Source organism: Listeria cornellensis FSL F6-0969 (assembly GCF_000525855.1).
In the GTDB taxonomy this organism is placed as follows: Bacteria; Bacillota; Bacilli; order Lactobacillales; family Listeriaceae; genus Listeria_A; species Listeria_A cornellensis.
The window spans coordinates 62058-76945 of record NZ_AODE01000005.1; the positions used below are offsets into that span (position 1 = coordinate 62058).

The window sequence follows — 14888 nt, forward strand, 5'->3', positions numbered from 1 at the left end:
ACAAGCGATAATCGCGCGTTGCTATTGTTCTGAATTGGAGGATAATAATGGAGAAAAAAGTAAATGTAATTGGGGCTGGTTTGGCCGGAAGCGAGGCGGCTTGGCAACTTGCAAAACGTGGAATTAAAGTAGATTTATACGAAATGCGTCCTGTAAAGCAAACGCCGGCACATCATACTGACAAATTTGCTGAATTAGTGTGTAGTAATTCATTACGAGCGAATACGATGACGAATGCTGTCGGTGTTATTAAAGAGGAAATGCGTTTGCTAGACTCGATTATTATCGAAGCAGCAGATCAAGCTTCTGTTCCAGCAGGTGGTGCACTCGCTGTGGACAGGCATGAATTTTCAAGCTATGTAACGGAGAAAGTGAAAGAACATCCCAATGTAACGGTATACCATGAAGAAATCACGGAAATACCTGAAGGCCCAACAATTATCGCAACAGGCCCATTGACGAGCGAGGCTTTAGCTGGGAAAATAAAAGAGCTGACGGGGGAAGAATATTTGTACTTCTACGATGCAGCTGCTCCGATTATTGAGCAGGATAGTATTGATATGGATAAGGTATATTTGAAATCCAGATATGATAAGGGGGAAGCAGCTTATCTCAATTGTCCAATGACAGAAGAGGAATTCAATGCCTTTCATGAAGCGCTTGTAACTGCTGAAACAGCTGAGTTAAAAGAGTTCGAAAAAGAAATTTTCTTTGAAGGTTGTATGCCGATTGAAGTAATGGCGAAGCGTGGCATCAAAACCATGTTATTTGGACCTATGAAACCAGTGGGTCTAGAGGATCCAAAGACTGGGAAACGTCCTTACGCCGTATTACAATTGCGCCAAGACGATGCGGCAGGGACACTATATAACATGGTTGGTTTCCAAACGCATCTCAAATGGGGAGACCAAAAACGTGTATTTCAAATGATTCCTGGCTTAGAAAACGCAGAAATCGTCCGTTATGGCGTGATGCATCGTAATACATTCATCAACTCACCGAAAGTTTTATTGCCCACGTATCAACTGAAAGCCCGTCCAGAATTGTTTTTTGCTGGACAAATGACTGGTGTAGAAGGCTATGTTGAGTCGGCGGCCAGTGGTTTAGCCGCGGGCATTAATGCAGCACGTCTTGTTTTAGGTGAAGAGTTAGTCGTTTTTCCACCAGAAACAGCAATTGGTAGTATGGCATATTATATTACAAATACAAATACAAAGACATTCCAACCAATGAATGTAAATTTTGGCTTATTCCCAGATCTACCTACAAAAATTCGGGGCAAGCAAGAGAGAAATGAGCAACATGCGAACCGAGCAATTGAAGCGGTAAAAGAAGTTATTCCGAACCTATAAAAAAATAAGGGGATACGGCTTCATCAGCAAATGAAGCCGTATTGTCTTGCTTTCTATTCATAAGGGGAAATATTACTGATAGATTCTAAACAAACTGAAATATGGCACTTTTTTTTCAAATCGCAGTAGCACCCGTTTTATCCTTTAATTTACACTTTCTCGGTTCAATTCGAAAGGTTGTGAAAAATGTATAAAATTATTGCAACATCACACCATGTGTGATACGATGGACTTGTTTGAGAGGTGTATAAATGTGACGACTGGACGAAATTGGGAACAGGAGTTTAGCGATTACTTAAGCACTGAGCGCAATTATTCAGAACATACTAATATTAATTATCTTCATGATATTCGTGAGTTCCATTCGTTTATGATGGAGGAAGCGATTGATCATTTTACAGATGTGACGTATATGGATGTTAGGCTATATCTCACGCATTTACGCAAACAGGAATTTGCCCGTACAACTGTAGCTCGGAAAATTTCAAGTTTGCGCAGTTTTTATGCCTTTTTGCTAAGAGAGAAAGTTATGAATGAAAATCCTTTTGCATTTGTTTCGCATGCGAAAAAGCAACTGCGATTGCCGAAATTTTTCTATTCGCAGGAAATGGAGGCGTTGTTTGACGTCGTATACGCGAATAATGATCCGTTGACCTTACGAGATCGTGCCTTGCTTGAGTTACTATATGCTACTGGAATTCGTGTGAGTGAGTGTGCTGGCATTCTGTTGCCTGACATTGATCAAACCTATCAAGCCATTTTGATAAGGGGAAAAGGGAACAAGGAAAGGTATGTTCCGTTTGGGGCTTTCGCGCTTGACGCTGTGAATGATTATACAAAAGGTGGTCGTGATATTTTGATGGAACACCATATGAAGGAACATCAAACGCTGCTAATAAATCATTATGGTGACCCGTTGACGCCGAGGGGGATTCGTTATTGTTTAAGTAAAGTGATTGAGAAGGCATCCTTAACACGGAAAATTCATCCTCACATGTTGCGCCATACTTTTGCAACTGATTTACTAAACAATGGTGCGGATATGCGAACCGTACAGGAGTTGCTAGGGCACGCGAGCCTTTCCTCCACGCAGATTTATACGCATGTCACGAAGGAGCACTTGAAGGAAACGTACATGAAACATCATCCAAGAGCTTGAGTTTTAGGAAATGGAGGCGTATCGAAATTGACAACGATTTTTGCAATTCGGCACAATGGTCAATCTGCTATGGCTGGGGACGGACAAGTAACATTAGGAAATTCTGTCGTGATGAAACACACGGCTAAGAAAGTAAGGCGCCTTTTTCATGACAGAGTTGTGGCTGGCTTTGCTGGCTCTGTTGCGGACGCTTTTACGCTTTTTGAAAAGTTTGAAGGAAAGTTAAATGAATATAATGGCAACTTAGAGCGAGCTGCGGTGGAACTTGCTAAGCAGTGGCGCAGTGACAATGTTTTGCGTAAGCTAGAAGCAATGTTAATTGTTATGAATGATGAGAAGCTATTGTTGGTATCGGGAACTGGCGAGGTTATTGAACCTGACGACGGCATTTTAGCTATCGGATCTGGTGGGAACTATGCGTTGGCTGCTGGACGAGCGATGAAGCGTTTCGACGGCGACCGGTTAGAAGCGAAAGATATTGCTAGGAATGCGCTAGATATTGCATCGGAAATTTGCGTGTTCACGAATGATAATATTATTGTAGAACAATTGTAAGGAGGGACTCGATTTGTCAAACATTAATTTAACGCCACGCCAAATCGTAGAAAAATTGGATCAATACATCATTGGGCAAACGGGTGCTAAGAAATCAGTTGCTGTAGCACTCCGGAATCGCTATCGCCGTTCATTGATGGCAGATGAGATAAGGGATGAAGTTATTCCGAAAAATATTCTGATGATTGGTCCAACTGGTGTCGGAAAAACGGAAATTGCTCGCCGTATCGCTAAAATCGTTCGTGCACCATTTTCCAAAGTCGAAGCAACGAAATTTACAGAAGTTGGTTACGTTGGACGTGATGTAGAGTCTATGGTCCGTGATCTTGTAGAGGTTTCTGTTCGTCTTGTGAAAGAGGAGAAGATGCATATTGTTCGTGTGAAAGCGGAAGAGAATGCGGAAAAACGCCTTGTGAAATTGCTTGCACCAAGCAAGAAAAAGCAAAAGCAGGCATCGCAAAATCCATTAGAAATGCTTTTCGGTGGTGGAAACCAGCAGGCGGAAGAAGAGACGGAACCAGAGGACGATACTGTACGCTCAAAACGCAGTCAAATCGAATGGCAATTAAAGAGTGGCGACTTAGATAATGATTACGTGACCGTTGAGGTGAAGGAGCAGCAAAGTCCAATGGCAGACATGTTCCGTGGTAATGGAATGGATCAAATGGGCGGTATGCAGGACGCTTTTTCAGGCCTATTTCCGTCGAAAATGAAGAAACGCAAAGTAACTGTGAAAGAAGCGCGTAAAATCTTGTTTGAGGATGAGGCTTCGAAGCTGATTGATCAAGATGAAGTGGCTTCAGAAGCAATTCTACGTGCAGAACAAATGGGTATTATTTTCATCGATGAGATTGACAAAATTGCCAGTGGCGGTCAAGGTGGTGGCAATGCGCAAGTATCGCGTGAAGGTGTACAACGGGATATCTTGCCAATTGTAGAGGGCTCACAAATAACGACGAAGTACGGCACTGTCAACACAGAGTACATTCTTTTCATCGCTGCGGGTGCCTTTCATATGTCGAAACCGTCCGACCTTATTCCAGAGCTACAAGGGCGTTTCCCAATTAGGATTGAGTTAGATAAATTATCCCAAGAAGATTTCGTGAAAATTTTAACAGAGCCGGATAATTCGCTAATTAAACAATATAAAGCATTACTGAAAACAGAAGATATTGAACTTATTTTTACGAAGGAAGCCGTAGAAAGATTGGCTGAAATCGCCTTTCACGTCAACCAAGAAACGGATAATATCGGTGCCAGAAGATTGCATACAATTTTGGAGAAATTGTTAGAAGACTTGCTTTTTGAAGCGCCAGAGATTACACTAGAATCTGTGACGGTAACAGAAAGTTATGTGAACGACAAATTAGCCACAATCATGATGGATAAAGATTTAACACAATTCATTTTATAAAAATTTTAGGAGGACTAATAAATGAACTTATTAGCAAAAACAAGAAAAATTAATGCCATGTTACAAAATGCAGCAGGTAAAACGGTTAACTTCAAAGAAATGGCGGATACGTTAGCGGATGTTATTGAAGCAAATACGTATGTTGTGAGCCGTAAAGGGAAGCTTCTTGGTTATTCAGAAGTTTTACCAATCGAAAACGCGCGTATGAAACAAATGTTAGTGGAACGCCAATTCCCTGAAGAATATACGAACAGTCTTTTCAACGTGAATGAAACATCTTCTAACTTAGAGGTTTCTAGTCAATACACAGCGTTCCCAATTGAGAATAGTGATCTTTTTGTCAAAGGTTTAACGACAATTGTTCCTATTGTTGGTGGCGGTGAACGTCTAGGCACATTGATTCTTTCTCGTCTAGAAAATGATTTCACTGACGACGACTTGTTACTTGCTGAGTACGGCGGAACAGTTGTTGGAATGGAAATTTTACATGAAAAAGCAGAAGAAATTGAAGAGGAAGCGCGTAGCCGTGCGGTTGTTCAAATGGCAATCAGCTCTCTTTCTTACAGTGAGTTAGAAGCGATTGAGCATATCTTTGATGAATTAAATGGTAAAGAAGGACTTCTTGTTGCTTCTAAAATCGCTGATCGTGTAGGGATTACTCGTTCTGTCATCGTTAATGCGCTTCGTAAATTAGAAAGTGCAGGCGTTATTGATTCTCGTTCGCTTGGAATGAAAGGGACATTTATCCGTGTCTTGAATGATAAATTCCTAGTAGAATTGGAAAAATTAAAAAATCATTGATTAAAAAAATAAATTGGAGAAACTTCCGCGATTATTATAATTGTGGAAGTTTTTTCGTCGTGGTAGAATGGATATTGTGATGGAAGGAGGGGAAGTTAAGTGAAGTATCATGAGTCGATAATTGTTGTCAGGTACGCGGAAACGGACCAGATGGGCATTGTGTATCATGCGAATTACTTGGTATGGATGGAGATTGGACGTACCGATTTTCTGGAGAGCATCGGATTGCGCTATTTTGATATGGAGCAGGAAGGTTATATTTCGCCAGTTTTAGATGTGCATATTTCGTATAAGCAAGCCATGAAGTACGGGCAAAAAGCGGTTGTGAAGACGTGGATTAAGTCCTATGATGGTTTTCGGATTGTTTATGGGTATGAAATCAGGCAAGAGGGCGGTAGTGATATACATATTTCTGGTGAGACGGAGCACATCGCGGTTCGTAAAGTTGATTTTAAACCAGTGAGTACTAGGCGGGCTTTCCCGGCATGGCATGTGGCTATTTAGAGGCAATGAAATTGTAACGGTAGGTGAGGAAAATGGCTTTTGGTGTAAAACGTGCGGAACTAGAGGCATGGAAAAAACGAGCGGATAGTGGTGAAATCGCATTTTTAACGCATTATTGGTTAGATGATCGATTTCCTGATTCAAAAACAGTGACAAAGGCTGCTTGTGCGAATATAGCGAAACTTGAAGCGTGGGGTGCAACGTATGGTTTTAAACCGGAATGGATTGATAGACGGCACGGGACCTATCCTCATTATGATTTGTTTGGTGATATACAGCGAACAGTACTAAAAAAAAGAAGGCGAATGGGATCAATTAGAGCGGTTTCATTTGAATGGTGATAAATAATGCTAAAATTAGAAAATGATGCCTTACTTGTGGAATTAAAAGAAGATGGTGCGGAATTAACACGAATTTTTGATAAGAATTCGGAAAAAAGAGTTTTTATGGCATGCGGATGGTGCTTTTTGGGCGAGACATTCCCCAGTTTTATTCCCGACGGTGGGTCGTCTAGTAGAGGATACGTATTTGGTGGATGGTAAGCCGTTTCATTTGGGGCAGCACGGTTTTGCGCGTGATCGTGTATTTCATGTGACGGAGCAAGAGGGGCAATCGATAACATTGCGATTGGAGTCTGATTTGGATTCACTTGCAATTTATCCGTTTCAATTCGCTTTGGAAATTACCTATCAGATTGAAGGCGCAACGATTCATGTTGGGTATCATGTGATCAATTTGGATGATAAGACGATGTATTTCTCGATTGGCGCGCATCCTGCTTTTAACGTGCCATTTGTACAAGGCGAGGTTTTCGAGGATTATTACCTTGAATTTGGCGCAGAGGAACAACTTGATTCATTGACGCTGTCTGGACCGTATTTATCTGGAGAGAAAAAGGAAAATAGCCGACGCGAAGAAATTACCGCTAAATTACGAGTTGTTTGGTAATGATGCACTGATTTTTGAAGGATTGACGAAAAATGAAGTAACGATTCGTTCGCGAAAAAATCGCCATTTTGTGAAGGTGGCATTTCCTGATTTTAAATACGTTGGGATTTGGACGCCGAAGCCAGGCACGCCCTTCTTATGTATCGAGCCGTGGTTTGGAATTGCGGATGCGAAAGGCGAGTCTGTGGAGCTTAAGGACAAGCTAGGGATTGAAAACTTAGCCGTGGGTGCTGATTTTTCAAGCGAATATACGATTACCATTGGGTAAATAAAAAATAGAAACTGGACACGGTTAATCTCCGTATCCAGCTTCTATTTTTAGATATTACATCCAACTTATTTTTGGCTCTTCGCCTTTTTTAATACGTTTTATGTTTGGAATATGGCGGTAAATAATAAACGCTGCAATCGCGGCGATAATACCGACTAGAATCCAGTCTTGGAAGAATAACGAGATGACCAGTGCGCTCGTAGCGGCTATCATGGAGCTGAGTGATACGTATTTACTGATTTTTAGAGATAAGGCAAAGATGATGAGTGCGGCTAAAAACAGCCAAGGTGCATAGGCTAGAATGACTCCTGCAGACGTTGCAACGGCTTTTCCACCTTTGAATTTCGCGAAAATTGGGAAACTGTGTCCGATAATGGCAAAAATACCGGTGAGCAACCAGAAATGATGGTTGACGTCTAACTGGAAAAAGAACGGTAGAAGCGTTGCGGCTGTCCCTTTCAAAATATCCATCAAGGTGACGATGATGCCTGGTTTAACACCAAGGACACGGAAGGAGTTGGTGGCACCAAGATTACCACTTCCAAGTTCACGAATGTCCTTTTTATAAAAAATTTTCCCGATCCACAAACCTGATGGGATGGAGCCAAGAATATAGGCGATGAGGCAAAGTAAAATTATCATTTCCATTTGTTAGAAACTCCTTTTATTTCGAACTATGTATCTCCGCCATTATAGCATAAAAAAAAAGATGCAGAATACCGTTGATACTTATTTATTTCATGGACTTTTTCTAATAACTGGCGTAAAATAGGAAACTGGGTACTCTTTATATTTAATTTGAATAATTAGAAAATAACACAAAAAGGAGTGGTTTTCGGAATGAAAATGGGAATTGCCGCGCTACAATGGATGATTTTTATGATTGCAGCTGCGATTGTGGCGCCAATTGCGATTGCTGATTTATACCAATTAAGTGCTGTGGAAACGGCTGGATTTATGCAACGAACAATCTTTGTTTTAGGTGTAGCCGGATTGTTGCAAGGACTGCTGGGGCACCGTTTACCAATCCATGAAGGCCCAGCAGGATTATGGTGGAGTGTATTCACGATTTATGCAGGCTTTATTGGCGTTTTATACACGTCAAATATCGAGGCATTACAAGCTTTATCAGGCGGATTACTCGTAAGTGGTGTCTTCTTTATCATCTTAGCTATCAGCGGATTTATCGGTGTGCTAGCTAAATTATTTACGCCTACCGTGACGTTTGTTTACTTGATACTCCTCGTATTGCAACTGAGTGGCTCCTTTATAAAAGGAATGTTCGGAATCTCAGCAGATCACCCAATGATGGACCCTTGGATGGCGCTTTTAAGCTTGATAGTGGTCATTGCAGCTTTTGCATTTGGTCGGTCAAAAGTTATGTGGATTCGTCAATATTCGGTGATATTTAGCTTAGTTCTTGGTTGGGGATTATTCTTAATCGCTGGAAAAGCGCCGAGCGTTGGTGAGGCGCATTCTTGGTTTGATTTACCGAAGCTATTTGCGTTTGGCATGCCGACATTTGATTCTGGCGTAATTACAACGGCGATTTTCATCACGTTGCTATTAATTACCAATTTGGTTGCTTCTGTGCGTTTGATGGAGGGAATCGTGGCTGCTAACAAGCCAAGTGATCCAAAAAGATACAAGCGTGGCGGGCTGATTTCAGGTGTCAACCAGTTACTAGGCGGTGGTTTTTCAGCGATTGGTTCCGTTCCAATTTCGGGAGCTGCTGGATTTGTCACACAAACGGGTCAAAAATCGATGAAACCATTTTTGATAGGGTGTTTACTAGTCATCGGGATTACGTTATTTCCACCGATTATGAACATCATGAGTGCGTTACCAGCACCAGTAGGCTATGCGGTGACATTTGTGATTTTCTCTAATATGGTTGTCATGGCTTTGAAAGAACTTAAAAAAAATTACGACAGGCGAAGAAAATGCATATCTTGTTATTGGTATATCCATGATGGTTGGCGTGGGCGTGATGTTCCTATCTCCTTCCGCTACCAAAGGATTACCAGCTGCTGTTATCGCTGTTTTGAATAACGGACTTATCGTTGGTAGTGTTTTCGCGATGCTATTAGAACAGTTTTTCTTATTTCGAGAAAAAGGACTTTCCTTTAGAAAAAAATAAAATGCCGTTCTTGCTTGCTATTTCGCCTCCTAATCCGCTATGATGGACGTATAGGAGGGGATTTAGATGGCAATTTTGAACCCTGAAAGATCGGAAATTCATCAAATTTTGAACAAGGCTAAGCGAATCGCGGTAGTCGGCCTTAGTGACAATCCAGAGCGTACATCCTATCAAATCTCGGAACGCATGCAACAAGAAGGCTACACGATTATCCCAGTTAATCCGCGCGTAGACGAAGTACTTGGCGAAAAAGCCGTGGAAAGTTTAGCAGACATTGAAGGGCATGTGGACATTGTTGATATTTTCCGAAAATCAGAATTTTTACCTGAGTTGGCAAGAGAATTCGACCAAATCGACGCAGATGTCTTCTGGGCGCAATCAGGCGTTTCAAACGAAGAAGTCTACAATTTCCTGAAAGAAAAAGGCCACACCGTCATCATGGATCGTTGCATTATGGTAGAGTATTTGCTTTCTGGCAAAGGATAATGTTAGACTGGAGAGATAACCAACAAATAAAGCCTCTGTAAAAGAGGCTTTTGACTTGCAAAAAAATACATAGCCCTATAACCAATCCAATCAAAATTTTAAACTACTAAAGTTCAAATCCATGCCCTCAGAAAGAAGTGGGGCTTTATTATTTTGGATGGAAGTGCTATTCTGTTAAAGTAGTTGTTGCCAACATATGTTTGGATAACAGGTAGAAATGGGTAAACAGCAAGATATATAAGCAAAATCGGAAGGAGAAAAATAAAATGAGTCGTTCAAAAAATGAATACAATGATGATTCGATTCAGGTGTTGGAAGGACTTGAGGCGGTACGTAAGCGCCCAGCGATGTATATCGGTTCGACAGATACACGTGGATTGCATCACTTAGTCTATGAAATCGTGGATAATTCCGTCGATGAGGCACTGGCTGGATATGGTCATAAAATAAAAGTAGTTTTACACGCTGACGAGAGTGTTAGCATTTCGGATGAGGGTCGTGGTATGCCTGTAGGAATGCATAAAACAGGTAAGCCGACTGTCGAAGTTATTTTAACGGTACTTCATGCGGGTGGTAAGTTTGGTCAAGGTGGTTACAAAACGAGTGGGGGCTTGCACGGTGTAGGTTCTTCAGTTGTTAATGCTTTGTCAGAGACGTTAAAAGTGACGATTTACCGTGAGGGATTCACCTATGAAATGGATTTTGAAAACGGTGGTAAACCGGTGGGAACGCTACGCAAGCTTGGCAAAACAAACAAAAGAGGTACGACGATTCGTTTTAAACCTGATAAAACGATTTTTCCCATGACTTCGTATAACTATGAAACGTTGTCGGAGCGTTTACGTGAGTCCGCATTCCTTTTGAAAGGAATGGAGATTGAGCTTGTAGACGAGCGTATCGGTATGGAAGAGAAATTCCATTTTGAAGATGGCGTGAAAAACTTTGTGGAATATATTAACGAAGGCAAAGATGTACTGCATCCGGTTGTATCGTTTGAAGGGGATAGCAATACGATTGAGATTGCGATGGCGTTCCAATTTAACGATGGGTATGCGGAGAACATTTTGAGTTTTGTTAATAACGTGCGGACAAAGGGGGCGGGCGCGCATGAGGCTGGTATGAAGGCTGCGATGACGCGTGTGTTTAATGAGTATGCCCGCCGTGTTGGGATGTTGAAGGAGAAAGAGAAGAACTTAGAGGGTAGCGACATTCGTGAAGGGCTTTCTGCGGTGCTTTCGATTCGGATTCCGGAGAATTTGTTGCAATTTGAAGGACAAACGAAGGAAAAACTCGGAACGCAAGAGGCGAGACCTGCGGTAGATGCTGTTGTAGCGGAACATTTGGGTTATTATTTAGCAGAGAACCCAGAAGTGAGTGCTTTGCTTGTGAAGAAGGCTGTGAAGGCGCGTGAGGCGCGTGAGGCCGCACGTAAAGCTCGTGAAGAGACGCGAAACGGTAAGAAACGGAAGCGTTCAGAAACGTCGCTTTCGGGTAAATTGACACCAGCGCAATCGCGAAACCCAGAAAGAAATGAATTGTATCTTGTCGAAGGAGACTCGGCTGGTGGCTCGGCTAAACAAGGTCGTGATCGTCGTTTCCAAGCCATTTTGCCGCTTCGTGGTAAGGTTATTAATACGGAGAAGGCAAAGCTGGTCGACATTATGAAAAACGAAGAAATTAGTACAATTATCCATACGGTTGGAGCTGGCGTTGGAGCTGAGTTCGAGGTAGAGGATTGCAATTATGATAAAGTCGTGATCATGACCGATGCGGATACGGATGGCGCGCATATTCAAGTGTTGCTTCTGACGTTCTTTTACCGCTATATGCGTCCGTTAGTGGAAGCTGGCAAGGTTTATATCGCACTACCACCGCTTTACAAAGTTAGTAAGGGCGTTGGTAAAAAAGAAGTGATGGCCTATGCGTGGACCGATGAAGAGCTTGATTCGGCTATTCAAAAAATTGGAAAAGGCTACATTATTCAGCGCTACAAAGGCTTGGTGAGATGAACGCCGATCAGTTGTGGGATACGACGATGAATCCAGAGTCGCGAACGCTGATCCGTGTACGCATTGATGATATCGCTCGCGCTGAGCGTCGTGTGGCGACACTGATGGGCGATAAAGTAGAGCCGAGACGTGAGTGGATTGAGAAAAATGTGGAATTCTCGCTAGAAGAAGATCAAAGCATTCTAGAAAACGAGAACATGATTATTGAGGAGGCGGGCGAGTGAGTACTCCAGATGAAAAAATTCAAGACTTAGCCTTGGAAGAAGTTTTAGGAGACCGATTTGGTCGTTATAGTAAGTATATTATTCAGGAACGGGCGTTACCGGATGCGCGTGATGGGCTAAAACCTGTGCAACGCCGGATTTTGTTTGCGATGCATGTTGAGGGCAACACGGCTGAAAAAGGATTCCGGAAGTCTGCGAAAACAGTCGGGAACGTTATCGGTAACTACCATCCGCATGGTGATTCATCGGTGTATGAAGCGATGGTGCGGATGAGTCAGGATTGGAAAGTTCGTAATACCTTGATTGAAATGCACGGAAATAACGGTAGTGTCGATGGTGATCCGCCTGCTGCGATGCGTTATACGGAAGCACGGACGTCTAAAATTTCATCGGAATTATTGCGTGATTTAGATAAAGAGACCGTTGATTTTGTATCAAACTTTGATGATACAACGAGTGAGCCGACGGTATTGCCGAGTCGTTTTCCGAATTTACTGGTTAACGGTTCGACTGGGATTTCAGCTGGATATGCGACGGATATTCCGCCGCAAAATTTGACGGAAGTGATTGAGGGCGTCATCAAGCGTTTGGATAAACCGGATTGCACGACGTCGGATATTATGAAGTTGATTAAAGGTCCAGATTTCCCGACTGGTGGGATTATTCAAGGTATCGACGGAATTCGCAAAGCTTATGAAACCGGAAAAGGACGTGTGGTTGTGCGTTCGAAGACGGTTATTGAAGATATGCGTGGTGGTCGTCAACAAATCGTGATTACCGAGATTCCATATGAAATTAACAAAGCGACACTTGTTAAACGGATGGATGATCTGCGAATTGATAAGAAAATCGAGGGCATTTCAGAGGTTCGTGATGAAACGGATCGAACGGGACTTCGTATCGTGATTGAGTTGAAAAAAGATGCGAATGCAGAGGGGGTATTGAATTACCTTTTCAAAAACACGGATTTACAAATTTCGTATAATTTCAATATGGTGGCCATTTTTAATAAGCGTCCGCAATTGATGGGTGTTATTTCGATGATTGATGCATATATTGCGCACCAAAAAGAGATTATCACGAAGCGATCGGAGTATGACATTCGTCGTGCGAAGTCGCGCCAACACATTATTGATGGTCTCATGAAGGCTCTATCGATTTTAGATGAAGTGATTCAGATGATCCGCGGTTCCAAAGATAAGCGTGATGCGAAGTTAAATTTGCAAACGACGTATGATTTTAGTGAGAAACAAGCCGAGGCTATCGTTTCCTTGCAACTTTATCGCTTAACAAATACGGATATTACGCAGCTTCAACATGAGGCGGATGAGCTGGCGAAACAAATTTCAGCATTAGAAGCGATTCTAGGAGACGAAAATAACCTGATCGCTTGCTTAAAAGAAGAACTGAACGAAATTAAGAAAAAATATAAAACACCGCGTTTGACGGTTATCGAAAACGAAATTTCTGAAATTAAAATTGATACAGAGGTTCTTGTTGCGAGTGAGGATGTCGTTGTTTCTGTTACGAAAGAAGGCTATGTGAAGCGTACAGGAATGCGTTCATATGCCGCTTCTAATGGGGAAGACTTGTCGATGAAAGAAACGGATCATGCTATCTTTATTCAGACGATGAATACGATGGACTCATTGTTACTTTTCACAAGTAAAGGGAACTATATTTATCGTCCTGTCCATGAATTACCGGATATTAAGTGGAAAAACTTAGGGGAACATGTTAGTCATCTTGTTTCAGATACGTCTTCTGAGGAGGAAGTTGTTGCAGCTATCCCGATGAAAACGTTCAGTGAAACGGATTATTTCTTGTTCGTAACGAAAAACGGTATGATCAAGGCATCGGCGGTATTGAATTATAAGCCGCAACGTTATTCTAAAACATTGATGGCTATTAACCTAAAAGGTGATGACAGTCTGATTTCTGTGGAGACAGTTATCGGGAACGAAGATGTATTCCTTGCGAGTCATAATGGATATGGCTTACGTTATTCGATTAGTGAAGTACCACTTTCAGGAGCCAGAACTGCTGGTGTCAAAGCGATGAATCTAAAAGCTGATGACTTTATTGTAGGTGCCAACGTGATTGTTCCGAGCGAAAAACGTGACTTGATCTTACTTACGCAACGTGGATCGGCTAAACGAATGAAACTATCTGAATTCGAACCGATTTCCAGGGCGAAACGAGGCCTGTTAATGCTTCGCGAGCTAAAAAGTAGTCCACATCGCTTTATCAGTTTAGATTTAGCGGGCAGTAAAGATATTATTCATATTGCGACAGACAAAGAAGTTGTTGTGAATCTGGATGTCTCCAATTTACGCGTAACAGATCGTTATTCGAATGGATCGTTCATCATGGATGAGCAGCTAGAAGGCGTGCCAGTCGAAACATGGCTAGGACTTGCAACGATTACTGAAAATACGGTAGAATAATTTGTGTGATGATTCCTAGGTAAGCTAGATGACGCTAGCCTAGGAATATTTTTTTAGAAAGGGTGGAATTGAAATGTCTGAGAAAATGAACGTAGAGAGTTTTAACCTAGATCATACACTTGTAAAGGCACCATATGTACGACTTGCTGGTCAGAAAACGGGGGAGCATGGCGATGAGATTTATAAATACGATATTCGTTTTATGCAACCGAATAAAGAGCATATGGAAATGCCGGCGCTTCATTCACTGGAGCATCTGATAGCAGAGTTGTCACGCAATCATTCCGATAAAATTGTGGATATTAGTCCAATGGGTTGTCAAACAGGTTTTTATTTATCCGTTATCAATCATGACGACTATGAGGATGTCCTTGCAATTCTTGAAAAAACATTGATGGATGTATTAAACGCCACAGAAGTTCCGGCTTGTAATGAAGTACAATGTGGCTGGGCTGCGAGTCATAGCTTAGAGGGCGCGAAAGGAATTAGCTAAAAAATTTCTTGGATAAGAAACAAGAATGGCCACATGTTTTTGGAGAATAGTATGTAAAAGCATTTACACGCAACTTGGAATGTGT

General features: G+C 41.9%; 11 protein-coding genes and 4 pseudogenes. 14 read left to right on the forward strand and 1 reads right to left on the reverse strand.

What is annotated here, in order from left to right; genetic code table 11:
* Positions 1–47 precede the first annotated feature (47 nt).
* The 8 genes and pseudogenes from trmFO (at position 48) to PCORN_RS02070 (ending at position 7001) form a co-directional block, all read left to right on the forward strand.
* Entirely contained in the window at positions 48–1352 is a 1305-nt protein-coding gene (gene trmFO / locus PCORN_RS02035) for an FADH(2)-oxidizing methylenetetrahydrofolate--tRNA-(uracil(54)-C(5))-methyltransferase TrmFO (protein ID WP_036077110.1), read from the forward strand.
* 226 nt (positions 1353–1578) lie between these two features.
* Positions 1579–2511: a tyrosine recombinase XerC gene (xerC, locus tag PCORN_RS02040; RefSeq protein ID WP_051999177.1), complete on the forward strand. Its 933-nt coding sequence runs from the start codon at positions 1579–1581 to the stop codon at positions 2509–2511.
* A 27-nt stretch (positions 2512–2538) separates the two neighbouring features.
* Entirely contained in the window at positions 2539–3066 is a 528-nt protein-coding gene (hslV, locus tag PCORN_RS02045; protein WP_036077114.1) for an HslVU peptidase proteolytic subunit, read from the forward strand.
* 13 nt (positions 3067–3079) lie between these two features.
* Positions 3080–4480 (forward strand): ATP-dependent protease ATPase subunit HslU, encoded by a 1401-nt coding sequence (gene hslU, locus PCORN_RS02050; protein ID WP_036077115.1) that lies wholly within the window; start codon positions 3080–3082, stop codon positions 4478–4480.
* Between the two features lie 21 nt (positions 4481–4501).
* Positions 4502–5281 (forward strand): GTP-sensing pleiotropic transcriptional regulator CodY, encoded by a 780-nt coding sequence (gene codY / locus PCORN_RS02055; RefSeq protein ID WP_036077117.1) that lies wholly within the window; start codon positions 4502–4504, stop codon positions 5279–5281.
* 99 nt (positions 5282–5380) lie between these two features.
* Complete coding sequence (locus PCORN_RS02060; protein ID WP_036077120.1) at positions 5381–5785, forward strand: acyl-CoA thioesterase; 405 nt, start codon at positions 5381–5383, stop codon at positions 5783–5785.
* A gap of 32 nt (positions 5786–5817) precedes the next feature.
* Positions 5818–6133: pseudogene (locus PCORN_RS02065) on the forward strand (hypothetical protein).
* A pseudogene (locus tag PCORN_RS02070) lies at positions 6133–7001 on the forward strand (aldose 1-epimerase family protein). Before PCORN_RS02065 ends, PCORN_RS02070 begins: the two co-directional pseudogenes overlap by 1 nt.
* A 57-nt stretch (positions 7002–7058) precedes the next feature.
* Here the strand turns inward: PCORN_RS02070 and plsY are convergent.
* Positions 7059–7652, reverse strand: a complete 594-nt coding sequence (gene plsY, locus PCORN_RS02075) for a glycerol-3-phosphate 1-O-acyltransferase PlsY (RefSeq protein WP_036077122.1) — start codon at positions 7650–7652, stop codon at positions 7059–7061.
* A 192-nt stretch (positions 7653–7844) separates the two neighbouring features.
* Between plsY and PCORN_RS02080 the strand changes: the two genes are divergently transcribed.
* From PCORN_RS02080 to PCORN_RS02100, 6 genes and pseudogenes are all read left to right on the forward strand, one after another.
* The gene (locus PCORN_RS02080; protein WP_277620142.1) at positions 7845–9056 is read left to right on the forward strand and encodes a purine/pyrimidine permease; all 1212 of its coding nucleotides are present in this window, start codon (positions 7845–7847) and stop codon (positions 9054–9056) included.
* On the forward strand, positions 8995–9144 hold the full coding sequence (locus PCORN_RS20675) for a hypothetical protein (RefSeq protein WP_277620143.1): 150 nt from the start codon (positions 8995–8997) through the stop codon (positions 9142–9144). Before PCORN_RS02080 ends, PCORN_RS20675 begins: the two co-directional genes overlap by 62 nt.
* A 66-nt stretch (positions 9145–9210) precedes the next feature.
* Entirely contained in the window at positions 9211–9630 is a 420-nt protein-coding gene (locus tag PCORN_RS02085; RefSeq protein WP_036077123.1) for a CoA-binding protein, read from the forward strand.
* A gap of 266 nt (positions 9631–9896) precedes the next feature.
* A pseudogene (gene parE, locus PCORN_RS02090) lies at positions 9897–11863 on the forward strand (DNA topoisomerase IV subunit B).
* Positions 11860–14310, forward strand: coding sequence for a DNA topoisomerase IV subunit A (gene parC / locus PCORN_RS02095; RefSeq protein WP_036077126.1), 2451 nt, complete (start codon positions 11860–11862; stop codon positions 14308–14310). Before parE ends, parC begins: the two are co-directional and overlap by 4 nt.
* Before the next feature lie 73 nt (positions 14311–14383).
* Positions 14384–14853 (forward strand): annotated as a pseudogene (locus tag PCORN_RS02100) (S-ribosylhomocysteine lyase).
* The last annotated feature ends 35 nt before the right edge of the window (positions 14854–14888 follow it).

Excerpts from the sequence above, each read along its gene's own strand:
- xerC (WP_051999177.1), top strand. The coding sequence starts at position 1,579 with ATGGACTTGTTTGAGAGGTGTATAAATGTGACGACTGGACGAAATTGG.
- trmFO (WP_036077110.1), top strand. The coding sequence starts at position 48 with ATGGAGAAAAAAGTAAATGTAATTGGGGCTGGTTTGGCCGGAAGCGAG.
- PCORN_RS02080 (WP_277620142.1), top strand. The coding sequence starts at position 7,845 with ATGAAAATGGGAATTGCCGCGCTACAATGGATGATTTTTATGATTGCA.
- PCORN_RS20675 (WP_277620143.1), top strand. The coding sequence starts at position 8,995 with ATGTTCCTATCTCCTTCCGCTACCAAAGGATTACCAGCTGCTGTTATC.
- PCORN_RS02085 (WP_036077123.1), top strand. The coding sequence starts at position 9,211 with ATGGCAATTTTGAACCCTGAAAGATCGGAAATTCATCAAATTTTGAAC.
- codY (WP_036077117.1), top strand. The coding sequence starts at position 4,502 with ATGAACTTATTAGCAAAAACAAGAAAAATTAATGCCATGTTACAAAAT.
- plsY (WP_036077122.1), bottom strand. The coding sequence starts at position 7,652 with ATGGAAATGATAATTTTACTTTGCCTCATCGCCTATATTCTTGGCTCC.